This is a genomic window from Streptomyces sp. ADI96-02 (assembly GCF_003846185.1).
Taxonomy (GTDB): Bacteria; Actinomycetota; Actinomycetes; order Streptomycetales; family Streptomycetaceae; genus Streptomyces.
Genome location: NZ_ML123034.1, coordinates 5,532,770 through 5,555,786, shown reverse-complemented (window position 1 = coordinate 5,555,786; position 23,017 = coordinate 5,532,770). Strand labels below are relative to the sequence as shown.

Below are 23,017 nucleotides of genomic sequence, written 5' to 3'. Positions count from 1 at the left end.
GTGATCACTGGTGCTTGAAGTGCTTGATGGACTGATCCTTGGCCGCCGCGTCGGCGAACGCCTGGATCTTCTTGATGGTCTCGGCCGGGTTGGCGCGGCCGGCCATCATCTCGCCCAGCGCGGCGACGCCGATCTGCTCCTTCTGGAGCTTGACGTACCAGTCCTGGAGGCGCGGGTTGACCACGTTGGTACCGGCCTTCTCCAGGGCGGCGACGCCCGACTTGAGGCCGTCCGACAGCTCGATGCCGTCCGTGCCGCCGTTGAAGGCGGAGAGCGACTTGGTGCTGGCGGTGAAGGACTTGGAGGAGGCCTCGCTGAGCATGATGCGCAGCTGCTCCATGCCGCCCGCGGGGTTCTTCGCCTTGCTCGGGACGATGAACGGCTCGCCGCCGGACGCCCAGATGGTGCCGAAGGGCAGCGCGTCGGAGGAGTCGAGGCTGGAGGGAGCGCCCACGGACAGCTTGAAGTCCTTGGGGATGATCGCCGCTTCCTCGTTCTCGACCCAGGAGCCGTTCGGGATGAACAGCGCCTTGCCGCGCGCCCAGGCGCCCTGCGAACCGCGGTGGTCCAGGCCCGGGGTGCCCTTGAGGATGTACCCCTTGGCGAACAGCTCGTAGTACGCCTCGAAGGCCGCCTTGACCGCGGGATGCTCCCAGGCCTTCGGCTCCAGGTTGTCGATCGCGTCGAGGACTTCGACGCCACCGATCTTCCCGATGAAGGGGTAGAGGGAGAAGGGCAGGTAGTAGGGGTACTTGCCGGGGTAGGTCCAGCCGGCGACGCCCTTCTTCTTCGCCTTCGCGCAGAGCGCGAGCATCTCGTCCCAGGTCTCGGGGTACTGCGCGTCGAGGTTGTCGAGCGCGGTCTGCGAGTACCAGACGCCGTAGACCGTGTACGCGTAGTACATGATCCAGACCGGCTCGCCGTCGAACTGGCCCATCTCGACGATGCCGGGGCGCAGCGTGTCGCGGACCGTCTTGGCGGGGTCGTCGATGGAAGGCGCGTCGAGCAGCGGGGTCAGGTCGCTGAGCTGCTTCTTGCCGACCAGGACGCCCATGTCCATCTGCTGGGCGCCGGAGTTGTCGATCAGGTCCGGCGGGGTCCCCCCGTTGAAGCGCGGCTGCAGAACCGACTGGATCTTCTGCGTCTTGGCGAACTTGACCTGCGCCTCGGGGTAGGTCTTCTCGTAGACGGCCTTGGCGTCCTCGGCGTACTTCGTGCCGAATCCACCGTCGAAAATGACGATGTCGAGCGGTGCGCTTCCGTTGACGGCCAGCGGGTTCTTGTCGGTCTTCGTGCCCTTTTCGACCTTGTCGTCGCTGCTGCTGTCGCCGCTCGCGCAGGCGGACAGGAAGCTCATCGTCGGAACAGCGATCAGGCCGAGTGCGGCAGAACGCTTGATCAGATCGCGACGGCCAAGGCCCTCATTGTTGTGGGCGGAGGTGGATCCCATGCTCAAGTCCTCGCCTTCTCCAGGACTCAGGCGGTGTACCGGTCGCCCGTGGAAAATTCGCCTCAGGCGAAGGGCCCCGCCACCGCGGTCAGTTGCGCTTGGGTCATAAAGATATGCAGCCGCGCCGGAGGAACCGGCGCGGTGGAGTATCGGGAGACCGTACAGCGCGGAGCCCTGCGGCGTCCTCACGACCGTCCCCTGTTTCCCCCGGGTGCGCATCCGCGCGAAGCGGCTGTGCAGACGCCGACAGGTATAGTCCACTTGTCGCCAACTGAGCAAGATCGAAAGCAGGTTTGGGCAGCAGTCTTTCCCGAGTTGAGACCTCGCGGAGACGTGGGCGCACCGCGCCCAGTGGGCTGACCAATTCCCGGTGCGGCCTGTTCATCGGAGCCGTCACGCGCAACACCCTTGACATGTTCTGTCACTTGGCTCCCTACTGGACCTTGCATCCCGCTCTGACAACGTTGTCCAAGCACGCTCCGGGGAGGAATGGCTCGGTATGCAGCCACCACGCGGTCTCCACCATGGCGCTCGAAGGGTCTCCAGCGGCGCCGCCCGTACGAGACGGCGCCGTACCGCCGTCCTGGCGGCGTCGCTCGCCCTGGCCCTGGCGGCCCCCACGGCCGCCGTCGCCCAGCCGTCGGGCGCGACAGGAAAACCGTCCGGCGAACGGACGTTCAGCACCTCGTTCGAGGCCGGCGAGAAACAGCCGGACTGGCGCGACACCGTGGAGGAGTCGCCCGGCGGCTCGAAGCGCTCCCAGGGCGTGGACGGCGGGTTCTCCACCGGTATACCGGGCGGCGTCACCGACCGGGTGACCGAGGTCCGCGCGAGCGCCGAGAACACCGCGGGCGGCGAGGTCAAGGAGAACCTGACCGACCTCGAACCCGGTTCGAAGTGGCTGGCCTTCCAGGCCGCCGGCTGGGTCGAGTTCGACCTGGACGAACCCGTCAAGGTCGTGACGTACGCGCTCACTTCGGCCAACGACCACGCCGAGCGCGACCCGCGGGACTGGACGCTCAAGGGCTCGGCCGACGGCGAGGAGTGGACCGACCTCGACACGCGTACGGGCGAGGCGTTCGCCAAGCGGCACGAGACCAAGTCGTACGCGTTCGATTCCGCCACCGCCTACCGGCACTTCCGGCTGGAGATCACGAAGAACAACGGCGGATCGGACGCCCTCCAGCTCGCCGACGTTCAGTTCTCGAACGGTGACGCCTCCGCGCCCGCGCCCGACGAGATGCGCAGCCGGGCCGACCGCGGCCCCTCCGGCTCCCCCACCGCGAAGTCGGGCGCGGGATTCACCGGAAAGAAGGCGCTGCGCTACGCCGGTACGCACAAGCCCGGCGGGCGGGCGTACTCGTACAACAGGATCTTCGACGTGAACACGGCCGTCACCCGGGACACCGAGCTGTCCTACCTGGTGTACCCGCAGATGGGCGAGACGGACCTGAACTACCCGGCCACCCATGTGGCGGTGGACCTCGCCTTCACCGACGGCACGTATCTGAGCGACCTCAAGGCCACCGACAGCCACGGCGGCCCGCTGACCCCGCAGGGCCAGGGGGACGCCAAGCGCCTCTACGTGAACCAGTGGAACAAGGTCGCCTCCCGCATCGGCACGGTCGCGGCGGGCCGGACCGTCGACCGGGTCCTGGTGGCGTACGACTCCGCCAAGGGCCCGGCGAAGTTCCAGGGCTGGATCGACGACATCGTGATCGCCCCGAAGAAGCCCGAGAAGCGCGAGGCGCACCTGTCGGACTACGCGCTGACCACCCGCGGCACGAACAGCAGCGGCGGTTTCTCGCGCGGCAACAACATTCCGGCCACCGCGGTCCCGCACGGCTTCAACTTCTGGACGCCGGTGACCAACGCCGGTTCCCTGAGCTGGCTCTACGACTACGCGCGGGGCAACAACGACGACAACCTCCCCACGCTCCAGGCGTTCAGCGCCAGCCATGAGCCGAGCCCGTGGATGGGCGACCGGCAGACGTTCCAGTTGATGCCCTCGGCAGCCGCCGGGACCCCGGACGCGGCCCGGACCGCCCGCGCGCTGCCCTTCCGGCACGAGAACGAGACGGCGAGGCCGCACTACTACGGCGTCACCTTCGAGAACGGCCTCAAGGCCGAGATGACGCCGACCGACCACGCGGCGCGGATGCGGTTCACCTATCCGGGCAAGGACGCGAGCCTGGTCTTCGACAACGTCTCGAACGCGGGCGGCCTCACCCTGGACCCGGAGTCCGGTTCCTTCTCCGGCTACTCGGACGTCAGGAGCGGCCTGTCCACCGGAGCGACCCGGATGTTCGTGTACGGCGTCTTCGACGCGCCGGTCACCGACAGCGGCAGGCTGAAGGGCGGTGGGGGCGACGACGTCACCGGGTTCTTCCGCTTCGACGCGGGCGAGGACCGCACGGTCGGCCTGCGCCTGGCCACCTCGCTGATCAGCCTCGACCAGGCGAAGAAGAACCTGGCCCTGGAGATCCCGGAGTCCGCCTCCTTCGAGCGCGTGCGGCGCGCGGCGCAGGCGGCCTGGGACGGGGTCCTCTCCACGGTCGAGGTGGAGGGCGCGAACGCGGACCAGCTGACCACGCTCTACTCCAGCCTCTACCGCCTCTACCTCTACCCGAACTCCGGCCACGAGCGGGTGAACGGCAGGAACACCTACGCCAGTCCCTTCTCGAAGCCGGTCGGCGAGAACACCCCGACCCGGACCGGTGCGAAGATCGTCGACGGCGAGGTGTACGTCAACAACGGCTTCTGGGACACCTACCGCACCACGTGGCCCGCCTACTCCTTCTTCTCCCCGAAGAAGGCCGGAGAGCTGGTGGACGGCTTCGTCCAGCACTACAAGGACGGCGGCTGGACCTCGCGCTGGTCCTCCCCCGGCTACGCGGACCTGATGACCGGCACCAGCTCGGACGTGGCGTTCGCCGACGCGTACGTCAAGGGCGTGGAGTTCGACGCGGAGGCGGCGTACGACGCGGCGGTCAAGAACGCCACGGTGGCCCCGCCGGCCTCGGGCGTCGGCCGCAAGGGCATGGAGACGTCCGTCTTCACCGGCTACGCGAACACCGCCACCCACGAGGGCCTGTCCTGGTCGCTGGAGGGCTACCTCAACGACTACGGCATCGCGCGGATGGGCCAGGAGCTCTACCGGAAGACGAAGAAGGCCCGCTACCGGGAGGAGTCGGCCTACTTCCTGAACCGGGCGCAGAACTACGTCAAGCTCTTCGACGGGAAGGCCGGCTTCTTCCAGGGCAGAAAGCCGGACGGAGACTGGCGCCTGCCCTCCGACCGCTACGACCCGCGCGTATGGGGCTACGACTACACCGAGACCAACGGCTGGGGCTACGCCTTCACCGCCCCGCAGGACAGCCGGGGCCTGGCGAACCTGTACGGCGGTCGCGAGGGCCTCGGCAAGAAGCTGGACACGTACTTCTCGACGCCGGAGACGGCGGGCCCGGAGTTCGTCGGCAGCTACGGCGGGGTCATCCACGAGATGACCGAAGCGCGTGACGTGCGGATGGGCCAGTACGGGCACAGCAACCAGGTCGCCCACCACGCCACGTACATGTACAACGCGGCGCTGAAGCCGTACCGGACGCAGGAGAAGGTCCGCGAGGTGCTGGGCCGCCTCTACACCGGCAGCGAGATCGGGCAGGGCTACCACGGCGACGAGGACAACGGCGAGCAGTCGGCGTGGTTCCTCTTCTCCGCGCTCGGCTTCTACCCGCTGGTGATGGGCAGCGGGGAGTACGCGATCGGCTCACCGCTCTTCACCAAGGCCACCGTCCGCATGGACAACGGCCGCACACTGGTGGTGAAGGCGCCGAAGAACAGCGCGGAGAACATCTACGTGCAGGGCGTGAAGGTGAACGGCGCGAAGTGGACCTCCACCGCGCTCCCGCACGACGTGCTGGCCAGGGGCGGCACGCTGGAGTTCGCCATGGGCCCGAAGCCGTCCGCCTGGGGCACGGGCGAGGACGCCGCGCCGGTCTCCATCCAGCGCGACGACAAGGCCCCGGCGCCCAGGGCCGACGTGCTGAAGGGCGACGGCGCGCTGTTCGACGACACCTCGGCCACCTCGGCGGCGGTCGAGTCGGCCGAGCTGCCGGTCCCCTCGGCCACGAAGGCGCTCCAGTACACGCTGACGTCGTCGGCGGCGGACGAGGCCCCGGCGGGCTGGACGCTCCAGGGCTCGTCGGACGGGAGGAGGTGGCGAGACCTGGACCGCCGCTCCGGCCAGTCCTTCGCCTGGGACAGGCAGACCCGGGCCTTCTCGGTCGACCGGCCCGGCGCGTACGCGAAGTACCGGCTGGTGCTGACGGGTTCGGCGACGCTGGCGGAGGTGGAACTGCTCTCCTGACCGCGTGACCGCGGCCTCGGCGTCGCGCGCGGACGGCCGGTCACCCCGGGGACGGGGCGGGCCGGCCGTCGGCGTTCACGGCCCCTGGAGGCTTTCGGGCAGCGCCACGTTGAGCGCGACGACGACCGGCCGGCCGTGTTCCGTGCCGAGCCGGGAGACCGCGCCGGTGGCGAGCTGGAAGAGCCGCCCCTCCGCGGGGGTCAGGCCCAGGTAGCGGGCGGTGAGCACGCGCAGGAAGTGCGAGTGCGCGACGAGGGCGATGTCCCCGTCCCCGATCCGCTCGGCGGCGGACCGCGCGCCCGCGAGGACCTGGTCGGCGCGCTCGCCCACCTGTGCGGGGCTTTCGCCGGGATGCTCCTCGGCGCCCGGGTCGACGCCGTCGGTCCACAGGTTCCAGAAGGGCCGGGTGCGGTGGATCTCCTGGGTGGTGACGCCTTCGTAGCCTCCGTAGTCCCATTCGCGGAGCTCCGGCGTGATCCGCGGCGCGTCCAGGCCGGCCAGCTCGGCGGTGCGGCGGGCGCGGACGGACGGGCTGACGAGGGTGAGGGCGATGGTCCGGTCGGCGAGCAGCGGGACGAGCGCCCGCGCCTGGCGCTCGCCGGTCGCGGTCAGCGGCAGGTCGGTGTAGCTCGTGTGCTGTCCGGAGCGCGACCACTCGGTCTCGCCGTGCCGGATGAGGATCAGCTCGCCCATGGTGGCTCCGCTCTCTGTGCCGTGTCTGTGCTGTGTCTGTTCCGGTCTCTGCCGGTCGGTGCCGTGTCTGCGTCGCGGCGGTGGATCGATCCGCAGGCCAACGATCGCATCCGGCGGCGGCCGGACGCGCGATTCCCGGCCCGGTTCCGGCGCGGTTCCCACGGGGTGCGCGGGCATCGCGGCGGAGAGTCGGGCGGCGGCTGCGGAGGCAGGGGCGAGCGGCGGCTGCGGAGGCAGGGGCGAGCGGCGGCTGCCTGGGCTGGGGTGACCGGTGGCTGCGTAGGCTGGGGCGATCTGATCATCTTCCCGTGGGGGGACCTCATGCCGGACGCACCTACGCCTCCTCCGCCGCCCGAGTGGCGGCAGCCGCCCGACCAGCGGCAGCCGTCGCCATGGGCGCAGCCCTGGACGGCCCCGTCCGCGGCCCCGCCCGAAGCCCGACCGGGCAAGCGGCGTACCGGGCTGATCGCCACGCTGTCCGTGGGCGGTGCGCTGGTGGTCGCCGCCGGGGTGACCGCGCTCGTCTACACGCTGCTCGACGGGGTCGCCGCGACCGCCCGGGAGCACGAATCCTCGTGGTCGGCACAACCGGACGGACCGGACGGACCGGACGCGCCGAGTGGCGAGGACGCCCTGCCGGAGCCGGCCGAGACCGGACCGGCGGTCGAGGAGGACGTGACGATCGCGGGCTGCGAGCGGGACTCCGTCATGGGCTGGCCCTCCGCACGGGTGAAGGTGGTCAACGGGTCGGCGAGCAGGGCGGATTACTTCATCGGCGTGGAGTTCGTGGACGCGGACGGTGTCGTGGTCGCGAACGGCCTGACCGGCGTGGTCGCCCTCGCTCCCGGTGAGTCGGTCAGGAAGAAGGTCCAGGGCGTGGGCGAGGTGCCGGCGGGCACGACGTGCCGCTTCGGCGATCTGTCCCGGACGCCGTCCTCGGAGTGATCCGGCCGGTGCCGTCGCGGGCCGGCGTACGCGAGACGGTCCGGGTCTCGGGTGGGACCCGGGATGATCGCTCTCGGCGCGGTCGGAAGCAACTCCTCGTGGAGTGACTGCCGTTCGGAGCTCAGCCGACCGCGACGAGCCGTCACTCCGATCAGTCCACCGCCTCGCGCGCCCCTTCCTCCAGGAGCCGGACGTACTCGCGCGTCCACTCCTCGATCGTCGCCGCGTCCCACAGATCTGCCGAGAACTCCACCGCGCCCTCCAGCACGTCGCCGGTCGGGGTGAGCACCATGATGAAGTGCGACCGGGACGCCTCGGCGGCGATCTCCGCCACGGTCGCGGTGAGGCCGGGCAGTTCCAGCCCGGTGTCCAGCGAACTCTCGTAGGCCAGGCCGATGTCCAGCCGGTCGGGTATGCGGACCCCCTTGCGCCGGAGCATCGCCGGGGCCACCCGGCGCGGCGGCATGGCGTGCTCCATGCCGAGGACCGCGGTGCGGCCCACCCGGTCCACCAGTTCCGCCAGGGAACCGTCGCGGGCGTCGCGGACCCGCAGGGCGAACCCGGTGGCCGTGCAGGCGACCAAGGACTCGAACGCACGGGTGTCCCGGCCCGCGTAGGAGATGTTCAGCACCAGCTCGTCCTGTTCGGCCCGCGTGGTCAGCAGGCGGCCGAGCGCGGCGGCGGCCACCGCGAAGGGCGTGGTGGACCGCCGGGCGGCCAGCCGCTCCACGGTCGTCCGCACCTCGGCGGGCACGGTGAACCGGACCACGCCTCCCTTCCCGCTGAGCCTTTCCGGCCGGGGCCGGTCCAGGGGGAGGTCGAGGGTGAAGGAGGCGTCGGCCAACTCCTCGATCCAGTAGTCCGTGCGCCGTTGGTCGGTAGCCTCGTGGTGGGTGGCCTGCCACTGGGCGTACTCCACCTGCTGGGGGGCCGGGGGCAGCCCGTGACCGCTCCCGGTGATCGCCGCGCGGTAGAACGCGGCGAGTTCCTTGAGCAGGGTGGTCACGGCCCAGCCGTCGCACGTGCAGTGGTGCGCCACGAACAGCAGCACCCATTCCTCGGCAGCGGTACGCAGCAGCCGGAGGGCGAGGACGTCACCGGTGTACGGGTCGAGGACGGTCTCCGACGCCTCTTCGGCGATGCGGCGCACCTCCTCGGCCCGCTCCCGCTCCGGTCGGGAGGTGAGGTCGTCCACCGGCAGGTCGAACGGTTCGTGACTGAGCACCTCCTGCCGCCAGCTGCCGGAGTCCTCCCGGACCAGCCGGGTGCGCAGCGACTCGTGACGCCGCACCAGATCCTGGAGCGCCCCGCACAGGGCGGTGGTGTCCAGGCGGCCGGAGAGGTCGACGCGCAGCCCGACGTTGAAGACCTGCGGCCTGGCGTGCTCGGAGTGCAGGGTGGCGAAGCGGGTCTGCTGTTCGGTGGCCGGGCCGCTGCGGACGACCTCACGGGTCCCGGCGCCACCGGCCAGGAAGCCGGTCAGCGCGCGCAGAGTGGGCTCCTGGTAGAGGCGGGACAGCGGGTACTCGACGCCCCACTTCTCCCTGATCCGGTTGATCAGCCGCATCGCGGTGAGCGAGTGCCCGCCCAGGTCGAAGAGGGAGGCGTCGGGGTCGGCCTGTTCGGCGGCGAGGTCAAGTTCGGCCGCCCACAGTTCGCGTAGGCCCCGCGCCACGTCGGCCGGCGATCCGGCCCGGTCGGGCGACGAGTCCGCGCTTCGGTCCGCCTCGGCCGTGGTCGGCGCGGACGGGTCCGTCGAAAGGAGCCGGTCGCGGTCCAGCTTGCCGCTGCTGTTGAGCGGCAGCCGGTCCAGTGTCCGCCAGGAGCGCGGCACCATGTACTCGGGCAGCCGCTGTTCCAGCTCGCGGGCCCACCGCTCGGTGCGCCGGTCGTGGTCCGCCGGGTCTCTCGTGTCGGGCTCGGCGGGCACCACGTAGGCGGCGAGGAACGCGTCGCCGTTCCCGCGCCGGCGGCTGACGACGGCCGCCCTGCGGACGCCGTCGAGGCCGTTCAGCACCCGGGCCACCTCCTCCGGTTCCACTCGGTAGCCGCGGATCTTGACCTGGTCGTCGGTGCGGCCGACGAACTCCAGCCGTCCGTCCGGCCGCCAGCGGACCAGGTCACCCGTGCGGTAGCCGGGCCCCTCCGTCGTGCCGGACTCCGGCGTCGTGAACCTTTCGGCGGTGAGGTCGGGCCGGTGCAGGTAGCCCTCGGACACGCCGGGGCCGCCGACCAGGAGTTCGCCCACTTCCCCGACGCGGACCGGCTTGTCCGAGGCATCCACCACGCGCACGGTCACGTTCTCGACGGGCCGGCCGATCGGGACGGCCTCCGCCTTCCCGTCGGACACGTCTCCGACGGCGGGTTCGACCGTCTCGGCGAGGCAGAGCACCGTCGTCTCCGTCGGGCCGTAGACGTTGACCGTCTCGTACGGCGCCTCCGGTCGCGGCCGGGTCCGCAGCGTCTCGCCACCCAGCAGCAGGTGGCGCAGCGGGGGTTGGTCGGCCGCCGGGAGGCGTAGCACCTCCTCGCCCAGGGCGGTCGGCAGGATGCTGAAGTCGACGGCCTGGTCGGCGAACCAGCGGGCCAGGGCCAGCGGGTCGCGGCGGGTGGCCTCGTCGGCGATCACGAGCGTGCCGCCCGCGGTCAGCGCGGGCCAGATCTCCAGCAACGAGGCGTCGAAGCTCTGGCTGCACACGACGGCGGTGCGGTGTTCGCCGGTCAGCCCGAAGCGGCCGTGGTGCCATCGGCAGAGGTCCGCCAGGGAACGGTGGCTGAGCACGACCCCCTTGGGGGCCCCGGTACTGCCCGAGGTGTAGATGACCGAGCACGGAGACGAACCCGTGGCGCGGCGGGCGGTGTCGGGGGCCGATGGCCGGGCGGGGGCGGCGTCCGGTGCGACGACCCCCACCGCGGCCGGCAGGGACAGCTGCCGCGCCCCGTCCGGGCCGCTGATCACCAGCCGGGCCCCGCTCTCGGCGATGACCTGTGCGGCCCGTGCGGTGCCGAGCGAGGGGTCGAGCGGCACGGCGGCGCACCCGGCTCGGGCCACGGCGAGCACGGTGGCGACGAAGTCCGCGCCGCGCGGCAGCCAGATCGCCACGACGGGGGTGGGGCCCCCGGCCGCCGCGAGTGGGGTGAGCACGGCGGCGAGCCTGCCGGAGCGCTCGTCCAGCTCCCCGTAGGTCACGGCGGCGGCGCCGTCCAGCACGGCGGCCCGGCCGGGGTGAGCGGCCGCCCGCTGGACGAACCGGTCGTGGACGGTGGTCTCCGGTACCGGGCGCCGGGGCCCGTTCTCCCAGTCCTCCGGCACCTCGTCGCCTTCGGCGGGTACCCGTGCGAGGAGGGAGAGCGGGGTGCCGGGCGTGTCGGCGGCGGCAGTGAGAAGATCTTGGAAGACGTCGAAGAACCGGTCGACGGTACCGGGGTCGAACAGGTCGGTGCTGTATTCCAGGTGGCAGCGGATGCCTTCCGGCCGGTCGGTGAAGTACACCGTCAGGTCGGTGAGCGCCTTGTCGGGGCCGGCGTCCATCGGGACCGCCCGCACACCGGGCAGGTCGAGGCGGAAGGGTTCGTCGGACTGGAATTCGGTGAGCACCTGGAACACCGGGGTGCGGTCCGTGCCGCGGGGTGGCGCCAGGGCGCGGACCACCTCCTCGAACGGCGTGTCCGCGTGGTCGTAGGCGTCCAGGGCAACGGCCCGCACCCGGTCCAGCAGGGTGGTGAAGCCGGGGTCACCGGTGAGGTCGACCCGCAGGGCCACCGTGTTGACGAAGAAGCCGACCAGTTCGTCGGCCCGCCGCGGCCGGTCGGAGACGGGAACGCCGATGACGATGTCGTCCTGGCCGGTCACGCGGTGCAGCATCGCCGCCCATCCGGTCACCAGGGTCATGAAGAGAGTGGCCCGCCGGTCGCGGCCGAGTCCCCGCAGCCGGTCGCTCAGGCCGGTGTCGAGGGAGTGGAAGACGGCGCGGCCCCGGGAGCTCATCACGGCCGGGCGGGGCCGGTCGGTGGGCAGGTCGAGGACCGGCAGGTCGCCGTCGAGCACACGCAGCCAGTGCGCCAGGTCGCGCCGGGCCTGCGATCCGTCCGCCGCTTCGCGCTGCGCGCGGGCGTGCTCGGCGTAGCTCCAGTCCAGTGCGGGCAGGCCGGGCTCGGTGCCGTCCAGCTCCGACCGGTAGAGAGCGGACAGGTCCCGGCACAGGATGGTCGCCGAGGCCGCGTCCACCACGATGTGGTGGAACGACATCACCAGGACGTGCTCGTCGTCACCGGTCCGCACTGAACGGGTGGTGAACAACGGCCCGTTCTCCAGGTCGAACCGGCGGTTGCTCTCCTCGGAGAGGACGTCCGGTAAGGTGCGTCCGGCCCCGCGGGCGGCGTCCACCACGGCGAAGTCGGGTTCGAGGGTTTCCCGGACCACCTGTACCGCCGAGTCGCCGGCCGCCCGGAAGACGGTCCGCAACCCGGCGTGGCGGTCGACGAGCCGGCGCACCGCGCCGTGCAGGGCCCCGGTGTCGAGGGGGCCGTGCAGGCGGATCGCCTTCACCTCGTTGTAGGCGGTGCGCCCCGCCAGCAGCTGCTCCAGGAACCAGATCCGCTCCTGGCCCGAGGAGAGCGGGGCGTCCTCGGACCGGGTGGCGGGGCGTCGCTCCCGGTGGCGGCGGCGCAGGGCGTCCAGCCGGGGCAGACCGGCGCGCAACCGCTCCGCGCCGACACCGAAGTCGACGAGGGCGACGATCTCGTCCGCACCGGCGTCGGCGACCGCTCGGGCGACCGGCAGGGTGGACTCCACGTCGCCGATCAGGGCCCGCTGGTCGCAGTAGCGGCTGTAGGCCCGGCGGAAGACCACGTCCAGGTCGTCCTCGCTGAGCGCCTTGAGGTCGGCGGAGAGGCCGAGGCTGTTCGTGACGCCGCTGAACAGGGCCAGCGAGGCGCGCATGTAGCGGGCCATGGGCTCGAATGCCTCGGCGCGGGCGCTCTCGTGGTCCGCGCCGAGGTAGGTGTGCAGCAGGACGGCGACCCGCCCGGCGTCCGGGTCGAGGCCGTGGCGGCTCCTGGCCCGGCGGTATCGGGCGATGTTCTCCCGGAGCTGGTCGACGTCCTGGGTCATCAGGTTGGTCACGATGCCCAGGTCGTGCGCGGCGGCGCGTTCGTAGGACTCCGGGTTGGACACCACCGCCGTGTAGAGCGGTGGCATGGGCTGTACGGGGCGAGGGAAGAGGCGGATGTCGCGCTCCCCGTCGCCGGTGGTGCGGCGCAGCGCCTCACCGCGCCAGAGGCGCTTGACGTCCTCCAGCCGGTCGTACATCTCCTCCTTGTGGTGTCCGAAGCGCTCGGGGAAGAAGACGAAGTCGTCGGCGTTCCAGCCGCTGGCCACGCCGATACCGACACGTCCGTCGGAGAGGTTGTCCGCCATGGACCATTCCTCCGCCACTCGGATCGGGTCGTGCAGCGGCATGACGACCGAGCCGGCGTTCAGGCGGATGCGCCGGGTCTCCCGGGCCAGGGCAGCGGCCAGGACGGCGGGGTTGGGGAAGAGGCCGCCGAAGGAGTTGAAGTGCCGCTCGGGCATCCACAGCGCCTCGAAGCCGTGCTGGTCGGCGAACCGGGCGGCCTCCATGAGGAGTTCGTAGCGGCCCTCCTGAGGCCCGGAGCCCTCCTGCGGATAGTCGCCGAAGAAGTAGAGGCTGAAGTCGGCGCGCCGCGACGGCGTGGACGCGGCGGCGACGGGGGCCTGCGCCGGGGCGGCGGGCCTCGGCGACCCTGCGGGAGGGGTCGTGGCGCGGGGCTCCGTCCCTGTTTCGGGTGCGGCCGGTCCCCTCGCCGCACCCGCGCCGGTGGTCTTGGTCCCCGGGGCCGGGTGCGGTGTCGTGGCCGGGGCGGCGCGGTCGTGGCCGGGCCGCCGGGCGGGTGTGGTGGCGGTGGCGGTGCGGAAGAACCCCGCCCGGCGCAGGTCGGTCAGCGATCCGCGGACGGCGTCCGCCACGTGCTCGATATCGCCGTCGGTGTGGGCGGTGGAGAGGAAGAAGTTGCGCCACTCCCACACGTGCACGCCGCGCAGCATCAGGTGCGGGTAGAGGAGTTCCATGTCGGCGCGGTGCTCGAAGCGGAACTGTGAGCCGAACCACGCCATCCGCAGCGGGAAGTCCTCGTTCTCGAAGAACTCGTTGAGTCCGGTGCCCAGTTCGGTGGTGCGGGCGTTGAGCCGTTCCTGAAGGCTGGGGCTGTGCTCCTTGAGGTGGGTGAGGACGGCGTGCGCCGCCGTCATCGACACCGGGTGCTGGAGGTAGGTGCCCCCGAAGAAGGTGGTGTCCGCGGTGGGGCCGCTGTCGTCGCCGTAGGTCCAGTGGCCGCCGTCGACGCCGTCCATGATGTCGGCGCGGCCGGCGACCGCCCCGATCGGGAAGCCGCCACCCAGCAGTTTTCCGTAGGTGGCGAGGTCCGGGGTGACCCCGTAGAGGTCCTGCGCCCCGCGCGGAGCAGGACGGAACCCGGTCAGCATCTCGTCGAACATCAGGACGATGCCGTGCCGGGCGGTCAGTTCGCGGAGTCGGCGGACGAACTCGGTCGGCCGGAGCGAGAGGTGGCGGCTCTGCACCGGCTCGACGATGACCGCGGCGATGCGCTCGGCGTCCTGTTCGACAGCGTGCAGCGCGGACTCGCTGCCGTACTCCAGCACCGTCAGCTCCGCGACGGCGCTGCCTGGTATGCCCCGGGAGACGGGTACCGTCCCCTCCGTCCCCGCATGTCGGCCCAGCACCTGGTCGGCATGGCCGTGGTAGGCGCCCTGGAAGGTGATGATCCGGTCGCGGCCGGTGGCTGCGCGGGCGAGCCGGATCGCCGCCGCGTTGGCCTCGGTGCCCGAGTTGGCGAACGCCACCCGGTCCATGCCGGTCAGCTCGCAGAGCAGGTCGGCGGCCTGACCGGTCTCGACGCCGCGCGGGCCGAGCCGGATGCCCCGGGAAAGGTGCTCGCGGACGGCCTCCCGGACGAACGCGGGTTCGTGGCCGAAGAGGAGCACCCCGAAGCCCATGGTGATGTCGGTGTAGCTGTTGCCGTCGATGTCCTCGATCCGCGCGCCATCGGCACCGCGGGCGGCCACCGGGTAGAGCATCTCCTTGGTGGATCTGCGGTATCCGACGACGGCCCTGCTGTCGGCGAGCCGCCGGCGGTGGCGCTGTGCGAGCTGTTTGGAGGCCGCCGTCCGCGCGGTGTAGCGGCGTATCAGGTCCTCCAGGTGCTCCTGCTGGGAGCGGGAGGAGCCGGCGCGGACCATGCCCGCGTCCGGGGCCACCTCGACGCGCGGCCCGTGCGTCCGGGGATGCTCCGCACCGTCCGCCGCCGGTGACGCGGCGGGTTCGGTGCCCATCTGCTCGTCGATGCGCCGGACCAGTCCGGCCATCGCTTCCAGGTCCTGGTCGAGGGCGGCGGTGAGCCTTCGCTGCTCGTTCACCGGACTCCCTCGCGCTCCGGGGCGGGGGTGGTCGCGGCGGCCTGAAGGGTGAGCAGTTGGGAGAGCTGGGTGAGCATCTGGAGCTGGATCCGGGAGAGCTGTTCCACTCGCCCGGCCAGCTCCTGGTACTCCTTCCGGGTGATGAAGGCGCTGTCACCGTCGCCGGGGACGGACTCCGCGTCGGCCGGGGGCGGCGGGGACGCCGACAGCGGCACGTCGGTGGACGGCTCGGCGGCGCTCCGTCGCGGTGCGGGCGAGGGTTCGGCGGCGCGCTGCCGCGGCACGGACGAGGGGGCGGCGACGGGCTGGGGAGCCGGAGCCACCGCGCGGTGCTCCCGGGGCAGCCGGGCGGCGATGAGTTCGGCGAGGAGGCGCGGGGTGCCGGTCTCGTCGAAGAGCTCGCGCATGGTGACCTTGACCCGGTGCTCCTGCTCGATCTCCCGGAGTGCGTTGATCATGAGAAGGGAGTCCGCTCCCAGGTCGAAGAACGGGGTGTCGGCCGCGACCGAGGTCAGCTCCTCGCCGAAGGCCCGGGACAGCACCTCGAGGATGCCGTCCAGAAGGTGCCTGGTCTCCGTCGTCCCTGCCGTCACAGTGCGATCCTCTCTGACCGGATTCATGGTGGAGCGTGGCCGGGGAGGTTCCCCGACCCAGTAGTGGCCGTGCTGGAAGCGGTAGCCGGGCAACGGGATCCGCCGCCCGGCGGTGCCCTCCAGGAACGTCTCCCAGCGGACGTCCGCCCCCGCGCAGTGCAGCGCCGCGGCGGCGCCGTACAGCGCGGTCAAGCCGGAGCCGCGGTGCAGCGACGGGGTCGCCCGCACCGTCGGTAGAGCGCGGCGGGCCAGACCGCTGAGCGTGGTGTGCGGCCCGATCTCCAGCAGCACGTCGGGGTGTTCGGCCGCCACCGCGCCGAGCGCCGCGTCGTAGCGGACCGGCCGGCGGGCGTGGCGGACCAGGTACTCGACGTCCGGAATCCAGCCGGGCGGCCGGGTGCGGCCGTCCAGGGAGCTGATGAAGGGGGTGCGGACGGGAGCGAAGGGCGTCACCGCCAGGACCGCCCGGAATCCGTCGAGCATCGGATCGATGGTCGCGGTGTGGAAGGCCCGGTCCACCCCGAGCCGTTCGTGGGCGATGTTCCGGTCCGCCAGCAGGGCGCAGAGGGCCTCCATCTCCGCGACGGGACCCGCCAGGACCTGGGAGCGCTTCCCGTTGGTCACCGCCAGTTCCACGCCGGGGCAGGAGGCGGCCAGCTCCGTCGCCTCCTCCCGTCCCAGCACCACGGCCACCATGGCGCCGGGTTTGCAGTGGTCCCGCATCAACCGGCCGCGAAGCGCGCTCAGTGCGAGGCCGTCTTCGAGGGAGAGCGCCTCGGCCGCGTGGAGTGCCGCGTACTCCCCCACGCTGTGTCCGGTCACCGCGCACGGCCGTACGCCCGCCTCCTCCCAGAGTCGGAGCAGGGCGCACTGGAGAGCGTAGAGGGCCGGTTGCGCGGTCGCGGTGGACCAGTTGCCGCCGGGGGTGTCGGTCTCCTCGCTGATCAGGAGCGGCAGTAACGATTCGTCAGTGCGGTGGCGGTGGTGTTCCTCGCAGGCGTCCAGCACCTCGCGGACCACGGGGAACCGGTCGTACAGCGCTGCCGCCGCGCCGGGACGCAGGGCGCCCTGGCCGGTGAACTGGAACACCACCCTGGCGGCCGCGTCCGGGGCCGGTGCGGGGGTGCCGGAGGGCGCGGGCGGATTCTCGGGGCGGGCCAGCCAGCTGTCCAGGGCGTCCGCCAGCCGGGCGGGGGTCCCGCCCCGGACCGCGATCCGATGCCGGCCGTGACTGCGGCCGAGGGCGGCGGTGGTGACGAGGTCGGCCGGCGGCAGCGCCGTGCGTCGGCGGAGGTGGTCACGAAGCGAGCGCGCGTTGTCAGCCAGAGCCTCCGGGCTCGTCGCGGAGACCAGCAGCACGTCCGGTGGCGGAGCCGCGTGCGGGTTGCGCGGCGCGGGCTCGGGCGCCTCTTCCACAATCATGTGGACGTTGGTGCCGCCGACGCCGAGCGAGGTGACTCCCGCCCGGCGGGGGGTGCCGGTATCCGGCCAGGGCCGTAGGGAGTCGGGCGCGTAGAAGGGGCTGGTCTCCAGTCCGAGCAGCGGGTTGGGGGCGCTGAACCCCGCGATCGGCGGGATCACCCCGTGTTTGAGCACCAGCAGGGTCTTGACGAGCCCGGCCAGCCCGGCGCCGACGTCCAGATGCCCGATGTTGGCCTTGATCGCGCCGAGCGCACAGTATCCGGTGCGGTCGGTGTCCTGACGGTAGGCAGCGCTCGCTCCCGCGATTTCGATGGGATCGCCCTTCAACGTCCCCGTACCGTGGGTCTCCAGGTAGCCGATGGTGTCCGCGCCGACGCCCGCGTGGTCCAGGGCGCGGCGTACCGCGTTCTGCTGGCCGCCCGCGCTGGGAGCCGCGAACGTCCGCTTGTCGGAGCCGTCGTTGCAGACGCCCCAGCCGCGGATGACACCGTGCACGGTGTCACCGTCGGCGAGGGCGCGGTCCAGCCGTTTGAGGACGACGGCGAGGACGCCGGTGCCTCCCACGGTGCCGTCCGCCGAGGCGTCGAACGGCCGCAGACGACCGGTCCTGGAGAGGATCGATCCTTTGACGTGGTGGTAGCCGAGGACTTGCGGGACGTGGATGGAACCGGCGCCCGCCAGCGCGATGTCGCACTCGTCCAGCAGGAGTGAGTTGGCCGCCAGTTGGACGCCGACCAAGGAGCTGGAGCACGCGGTCTGCACGTTGACCGCGGGGCCGGTGAGGCCGAGGCGGTACGCGACGCGGGTGGCGTTGAAGTCGGTGAAATTGCCGACCATCGCCTGCATCCCCGCCAGCCAGTCGCCGATGTCCTCGTTCGGCAGCACGTTGTTCAGCAGGTACGACTGCATGTTGTAGAGGTGGTAGCCCGCGCTGGCGTAGACCCCGATCCTCCTGCCGTCCCGCTCGTCGGGGTAACCGGCGTTCTCCAGCGCGTGCTGCGCGCATTCCAGGAAGAGCCGCTGCTGGGGGTCGGTCAGGCGGGCCTCGCGAGCGGTCATCCCGAAGTGCCGGGCGTCGAACCCGGAGACGTCGTCGAGGATGGCGGAGGTGCCGATGAAGTCGTCACGCCCGTACAGCTCCTCGGGGACGCCCGCGGCCTTCAGGTCGTCCCGGGTGAACCTGGTGAAGCGGCGCTCGCCGTTGCGGATGACCCGCCACAGGTCCTCGGGGGTGTCCGCCCCGGGGAGCCGGAAGGCCATGCCGACCACGGCGATGCCCGGGTTGCGTCTCTCGGCACCCATCAGCCGCCTCCCTTTCGCGGGACACCGTCACCGGGAGACGTCAGCTGTTCTTCCGGTGCGGCCGGGAACCGGCGCAGCACCAGGCAGGCCAGCAGGACGAGGCTCCCGGCGATGGCGAGACCGTGCAGTGAGGCGACGACCTGGAAGGGGGAGAAGGTCTCCAGGAGGAAGCCGCTGACCACCATTCCCAGCCCGAACCCGGCGTTCTCCACCGATGCGGAGAGGCCGAAGAGCCGGCCGCGCTGCTCGTCCGGGACGGCCTGGAGCCGGGAGACGTAGATGACTTCGGTGACCCCGTCGGCCGCTCCGGCGATCAGCGCCGTTGCCAGTGTGATGCCGGTCGGCAGCCCGCTGAACACGATGATGAACGCGCCCGACATGACGCAGGCGCCGATGGCGAAGGCTCGCTCGCCCAGGGTCCGACCGCTGCGCCGGGTGTACCGGGCCAGCACCTGCTGGGCGATGATGTTGCCGACCGCCCAGATCGCCCAGAACTGGCTGATGAACGTGGCCGGGTGGTCCGGGTCGAGCAGGCTGGAGTGCACGGGCAACGCCACGTTGTGCGACGAGGACCCCAACCCGTCCATGGCGCGCAGGGCGATCATGGCCATCAGCACCGGTGCCGCGGCACGCAGCACCCGCAGCGAGCCGTACCCGGCGCTCGGCGTGGCCTTCACCGCGTCCTGCGGCGGCTCCTCGGCCCGGGACTTGGTGCGCAGCGGCAGCAGCGCGAGGATCGAGGCGGAGATCAGGAAGGTGCAGGCGTCCAGCAGGAAGGCCCAGGTGTAGCCGAACTGGGCGACCACGACGCCGGCCGAGGAGAACCCGGCGATCATCGCCAGCGAACGGCCGGTGACCAGAAGGCCGTTGGCACGGGCCCGGTGCTCGGCCCCCACGATCTCCGGGATGCTGCTGCGCAGGGCCACCTGGGAGAGCGTCGAACAGCTGCCGGTGACCACGGCAAGGCAGTACAGCAGCGGGAGCCGGCCGGCCTCCGGAGCCGCCAACAAGGCCAGCAGGGCCACCGCCTGGCCGAGGTCCGCGCAGATGATCAGCCGCTTGCGGTCGTACGCGGAGACCAGACGGCCGCTGACGAACCCGGACGCCACACTGGTGCCCAGTCGTACCGCCATGAAGAGTCCGGCGGCGAGGGCACTGCCCGTGACGTCGTAGATGAAGACGTTCAACGCCACCATGTTGAGGTAACTACCGTATGCCGAAAGGCCGTTACCGAGGACGAGTAATCGGAAGTGCTTCATGCGAACCCTATTCGGGACGTCCTGGGTGCGAGCACCGGCCCTCCGCCGCGCCGTTCGCTGATACCGCGTCGGTCCGCCAACGTTCTCCCTCTCCTCGACCCCGTCCGGACCTCCTGACCCACTCATGGACGCGCCGATTCAGTCAAGCTCCGGACATCCTTGGCGGCCCCCTTACCACGGCCGGAAAGCAACGCCGTCTCCGCGGGTTCGGTTCGAGTGGATCAGGATGGCGATCGGGCGGGGCGCGATGCCCGACAGGGATGCCGGCCGGCGGGAGGGAGTGCCGCACAGGGGGCAAGAGCTGGGCGACGAGAGCCGGCCGAGCCCTGCGCGGGACGCTTTGAAGAGACCGGAAAGGGGTCGCGAACCGAGGCGGAGGCACACCACGCACTTGGCGGAATCTAGACGTCTGCCGGCCGTGCTCCGGCGGGGGCGAGGAGACCGGTTCGGGAAGCGGGATCAGGCCATCGCCGCCCGCCGACCGCCCGATCTCGTGGGGCGCGCTCGGTCAGCGGACGCTTCCCGGCGGCCCCAGCGGTCCCGGCGCCAGCCCCGGTGCGGGCAAAGCACGGGTACGCCGTCGACCTCGGCCCCGCGCGGCATCCCGAACCAGGCATTCGACGAACTGTTCGCGGCCCTGCCCTCGCACCGCGACCGCGCGCCGGTCGCCCTCTACGCGCCCACGTCTACCGACTTCGGCTCGTCAGGGTGACGTTGGGATGTCGAGGGCGAGACCGGTTCCGGTGATGAAGCCGTCGAGTGTTCCGGGCCGGTACTGAAGGCGTTTGAGTCGGTTGCGGACGAGTGCTTCCAGGCGGTCGAGGGCGACGACCGCGAGGTTGGCCAGACTGCGTTTGACGTGCGCTCAAACCCACTTGACGGGGTTCAGGTCGGGTGAGTAGGCGGGCAGCAGGAATACCGTCAGCCACTCGCGCATGTCGATCAACTTCCGCATGGCGCGGGAGACGTGGATGTTGAGCCGGTCCCAGACCAGCACGATCGGTGCCTTGACCAGCTGGTGGGCGCCGTCGATCAGCGCGATGAAGTCACGTTCGCCCATGCTGCGGCGTTCGCCTTTGCCTGGCGGGTGACGGATCAGCCGGTGACACAGTCGCGTGCGTGATCCTGGTCGCAGGGCGATCAGCCCGGCCACCGACAGGCGTCCCGAGCGGCGTCCGCTCACGGTGACGACCGGCGTCACGCCGCGTCGACCCCAGGAGCGGCCTCGGGGCGGCTTGCGGGTGAACCCGGCTTCGTCCTCCTCCTCTGAGCGGATGTAGCCCCCGCAGGTCGCCCGGGCTCTTTCACCTCGGCCTAGGTCGCCTCCTTCCACACCTTCACAGCCCGCTCGTCACGCTCGGCCACCCGCCGGGCGGGCACCTGCGGGGAGAAGCCGAGTCGGCGCATCAGCCTCGTGGCCCCGGAGGCGCTGTAGGAGACATGGAATTTCGTGCCGATCAGCGTGGCCACCCGGCCCGCGGTCCACGCCTGGTCCTCCACCCACCCGTGCGCCGCTGGACCCTCCTCCAAGAACCTTGTCAGTTTCTCAGGCAGTACGGCGACAACCGGCACCGCTTCACGGCGCTGACGCCCCGCAACCTCACGGACAACCACGCCGAGATCGAGCAGGCGGCGTCCAGCGGAACAACCTGGTGCCGGGCATCGACCCGAGCCCGGACCGCACGCTGCTGGTTCGGCTGTTCAGCCACGCGGACGTGCACCGCCACCGCATCGGCGTCAACTACCAGCAGCTGCCTGTCAACGCGCAGGTCGCCCTGGTGCACACGTACTCCAAGGGCGGGGCGATGGCGTACCGGAAGACCAGTGACCCGGTCTATGCCTCGAACTCCAAGGGCGGTCCGGCGCCCCACACGGGGCGCTACGGTACGCCGCCGAGCTGGTACGCCGACGGTGACATCACCCGGGCGGCCTACGCCGACCACGCCGAGGACGACGACTGGGGCCAGGCGGGCCCGATGGTCCCCGAGGTCCTGGACGGCGCGAAACCGGCTGGTGGACAACATCGTCGGCAACCTGCCAGCGTATCAGGACGATGCCGCCCGCCAGGTCTATCGGCCCTCGACCGGGATCGGCGTGACCCGCGTCCTCAAGGACGAGTTCCTGACGCCGGCGCTCCTCTTCCGTGTGCCGGCGATTCGGTGCGAACAGTTGGTCGAACGTACTGAACATGACTGCCCCTCCTGACACGGACCTGGGGTGACCGGCACGGGCCTCCGGCGACCGTCGGTGAGACGGTCGCCGGAGGCCCGTGTGTCGGCCGGTGTGCATTCCTCTGTTGCGTGGCCCGGCTATTTGCCTCGCATACTCGTCAGGTACGCGGCGATTCTGGGCCGGTCCTTCTCGATACGGTCCAGGATGGCCTCCGCCGTGTCCCGGCGCCGTGTTCCCAGCTCCCGATAGACGAGCCAGAGGCCGGTGCGGGCGGCTTCCCGGCAGCGGTCACCAAGGTCGGTGTTGCCCAGGGCGACCTCGTCCTCGTCCGACTCACCCATGACGATCTGCTGGAGGAGTTCCAGAACGAGGTCGCGGGCGTCCGCGGACAGCTCGTCGAGCAGTCCCGCGAGGAGGACGGGAACCGTGGGGAGGGCGGCGCTGTGCAGTTGGCCCTGCACCACGACGACGTTCTCCAGGTCCCAGTAGGCCACCACGGCCTCGTCCTCGTCCGAGGCCGCCAACAGGCGGCGCAGTGCGTCGGGCACACCGCCGGACCTGTCGCCCATCGTCCGGAAATCCGCCCAGACCGTACGAGCGATCTCCACCTCGGCCAGGTTCCTGCTCACCGGTCGACCATCCTGTTCTCGTTGATCACTTCGACCACGCCGCTGGTCCGTTGCGTACGACAGGCCCCTCACTCCGATGTCGACGGGTGGGGGGGCCTGCTTTGGTGCACCAGGGAGGGCATACTCAAAGCGAAGCGAGAGAATCCGGCACGGCGGCCAGGAGCCCTTGCCCCCGGGCAGGGACCGCAATCGGCCGGGGCCGTGCCGAAAAAAGGTTGATGCATTCCTCGGCACCAAGTGTGCAAGCAGTTACGCCCGGTTCGAACGTCACTCGTGTCGGCCCATCGGCCGCGGCGGGACTCCCGCTGGCTCTTCCCCGGCCGCCGGGCCAGACAGCCGATGCACCCCGAGATGCTCGCAGCCCTGGTCAATGAACTCGGCATCCCCACCACCGCCGCGTACTGCGCGGCGTCCTGGGCCTCGCTCCAGGACGCCCCGTGCAGCAGCAGGAAGCGCAGGAGGCCCGGAAACTCGGCATGGTGACGGTCCTCGGCAAGGTCTCTCCCCTGCAGGTCCATCGGGGAGGACACCGGACCGAGCACGTCGCCACCGAAAAGGAACTCGCCGAGGCCAAGAAGAACTCCTGCATCAGGATCCCCCGCTTCGACTACACCCCATCCGAACGCCTCCGCTTCAACCTCAGCGGCGGCCAGCCGCACCGGGCGAGCGAATGGTCCGACACCCCCGGACGCTCCCTCGAAGACCAGCTAGTCTAGCGGCGCTCGTT

General features: G+C 71.2%; 10 protein-coding genes and 3 pseudogenes. 4 read left to right on the top strand and 9 right to left on the bottom strand.

Translation table 11 applies throughout. The features are described 5' to 3' along the window. Positions 1–4: 4 nt before the first annotated feature. The gene (gene ngcE, locus EES43_RS24170) at positions 5–1,450 is read right to left on the bottom strand and encodes an N-acetylglucosamine/diacetylchitobiose ABC transporter substrate-binding protein (protein WP_124270669.1); all 1,446 of its coding nucleotides are present in this window, start codon (positions 1,448–1,450) and stop codon (positions 5–7) included. Between the two features lie 499 nt (positions 1,451–1,949). On the opposite strand from ngcE, the gene EES43_RS24165 reads away from it, so the two are divergent. After that, a complete protein-coding gene (locus tag EES43_RS24165) occupies positions 1,950–5,819 on the top strand; it encodes a GH92 family glycosyl hydrolase (protein ID WP_124270668.1) in 3,870 nt (1,289 codons plus the stop codon). Positions 5,820–5,894: 75 nt separating this feature from the next. Here the strand turns inward: EES43_RS24165 and EES43_RS24160 are convergent, their stop codons facing one another. Continuing rightward, positions 5,895–6,512 carry a histidine phosphatase family protein gene (locus EES43_RS24160; protein ID WP_124270667.1) on the bottom strand — a complete coding sequence of 206 codons (618 nt, stop codon included), beginning with the start codon at positions 6,510–6,512 and terminating at the stop codon, positions 5,895–5,897. A gap of 321 nt (positions 6,513–6,833) precedes the next feature. Between EES43_RS24160 and EES43_RS24155 the strand changes: the two genes are divergently transcribed. Continuing rightward, a complete protein-coding gene (locus tag EES43_RS24155; RefSeq protein WP_124270666.1) occupies positions 6,834–7,457 on the top strand; it encodes a hypothetical protein in 624 nt (207 codons plus the stop codon). 151 nt (positions 7,458–7,608) lie between these two features. On the opposite strand, the gene EES43_RS24150 is transcribed toward EES43_RS24155, so the two are convergent. The 5 genes and pseudogenes from EES43_RS24150 to EES43_RS31560 all read right to left on the bottom strand — a co-directional run bounded on the left by EES43_RS24150 (position 7,609) and on the right by EES43_RS31560 (position 21,019). Beyond that, on the bottom strand, positions 7,609–14,913 hold the full coding sequence (locus tag EES43_RS24150) for a non-ribosomal peptide synthetase (RefSeq protein ID WP_124270665.1): 7,305 nt from the start codon (positions 14,911–14,913) through the stop codon (positions 7,609–7,611). Next, the gene (locus EES43_RS24145) at positions 14,910–18,230 is read right to left on the bottom strand and encodes a type I polyketide synthase (protein WP_124270664.1); all 3,321 of its coding nucleotides are present in this window, start codon (positions 18,228–18,230) and stop codon (positions 14,910–14,912) included. The genes EES43_RS24150 and EES43_RS24145 overlap by 4 nt, the downstream gene beginning before the upstream one ends. Next, the gene (locus EES43_RS24140) at positions 18,230–19,489 is read right to left on the bottom strand and encodes an MFS transporter (RefSeq protein ID WP_346774316.1); all 1,260 of its coding nucleotides are present in this window, start codon (positions 19,487–19,489) and stop codon (positions 18,230–18,232) included. The genes EES43_RS24145 and EES43_RS24140 overlap by 1 nt, the downstream gene beginning before the upstream one ends. Before the next feature lie 703 nt (positions 19,490–20,192). Beyond that, a pseudogene (locus tag EES43_RS24130) lies at positions 20,193–20,690 on the bottom strand (transposase). A gap of 113 nt (positions 20,691–20,803) precedes the next feature. After that, positions 20,804–21,019, bottom strand: a complete 216-nt coding sequence (locus tag EES43_RS31560) for a helix-turn-helix domain-containing protein (RefSeq protein WP_241192520.1) — start codon at positions 21,017–21,019, stop codon at positions 20,804–20,806. A 63-nt stretch (positions 21,020–21,082) separates the two neighbouring features. Between EES43_RS31560 and EES43_RS31880 the strand changes: the two are divergent. Further along, a pseudogene (locus EES43_RS31880) lies at positions 21,083–21,523 on the top strand (catalase); the annotation flags it as partial. A gap of 69 nt (positions 21,524–21,592) precedes the next feature. Here EES43_RS31880 and EES43_RS31875 read toward each other — a convergent pair. Both EES43_RS31875 and EES43_RS24115 read right to left on the bottom strand, forming a co-directional pair. Then, positions 21,593–21,679, bottom strand: a pseudogene (locus EES43_RS31875) (DUF6191 domain-containing protein); the annotation flags it as partial. 119 nt (positions 21,680–21,798) lie between these two features. Next, complete coding sequence (locus EES43_RS24115) at positions 21,799–22,290, bottom strand: hypothetical protein (RefSeq protein ID WP_124270661.1); 492 nt, start codon at positions 22,288–22,290, stop codon at positions 21,799–21,801. 437 nt (positions 22,291–22,727) lie between these two features. On the opposite strand from EES43_RS24115, the gene EES43_RS24105 reads away from it, so the two are divergent. Continuing rightward, complete coding sequence (locus EES43_RS24105) at positions 22,728–23,006, top strand: hypothetical protein (protein WP_241192519.1); 279 nt, start codon at positions 22,728–22,730, stop codon at positions 23,004–23,006. The last annotated feature ends 11 nt before the right edge of the window (positions 23,007–23,017 follow it).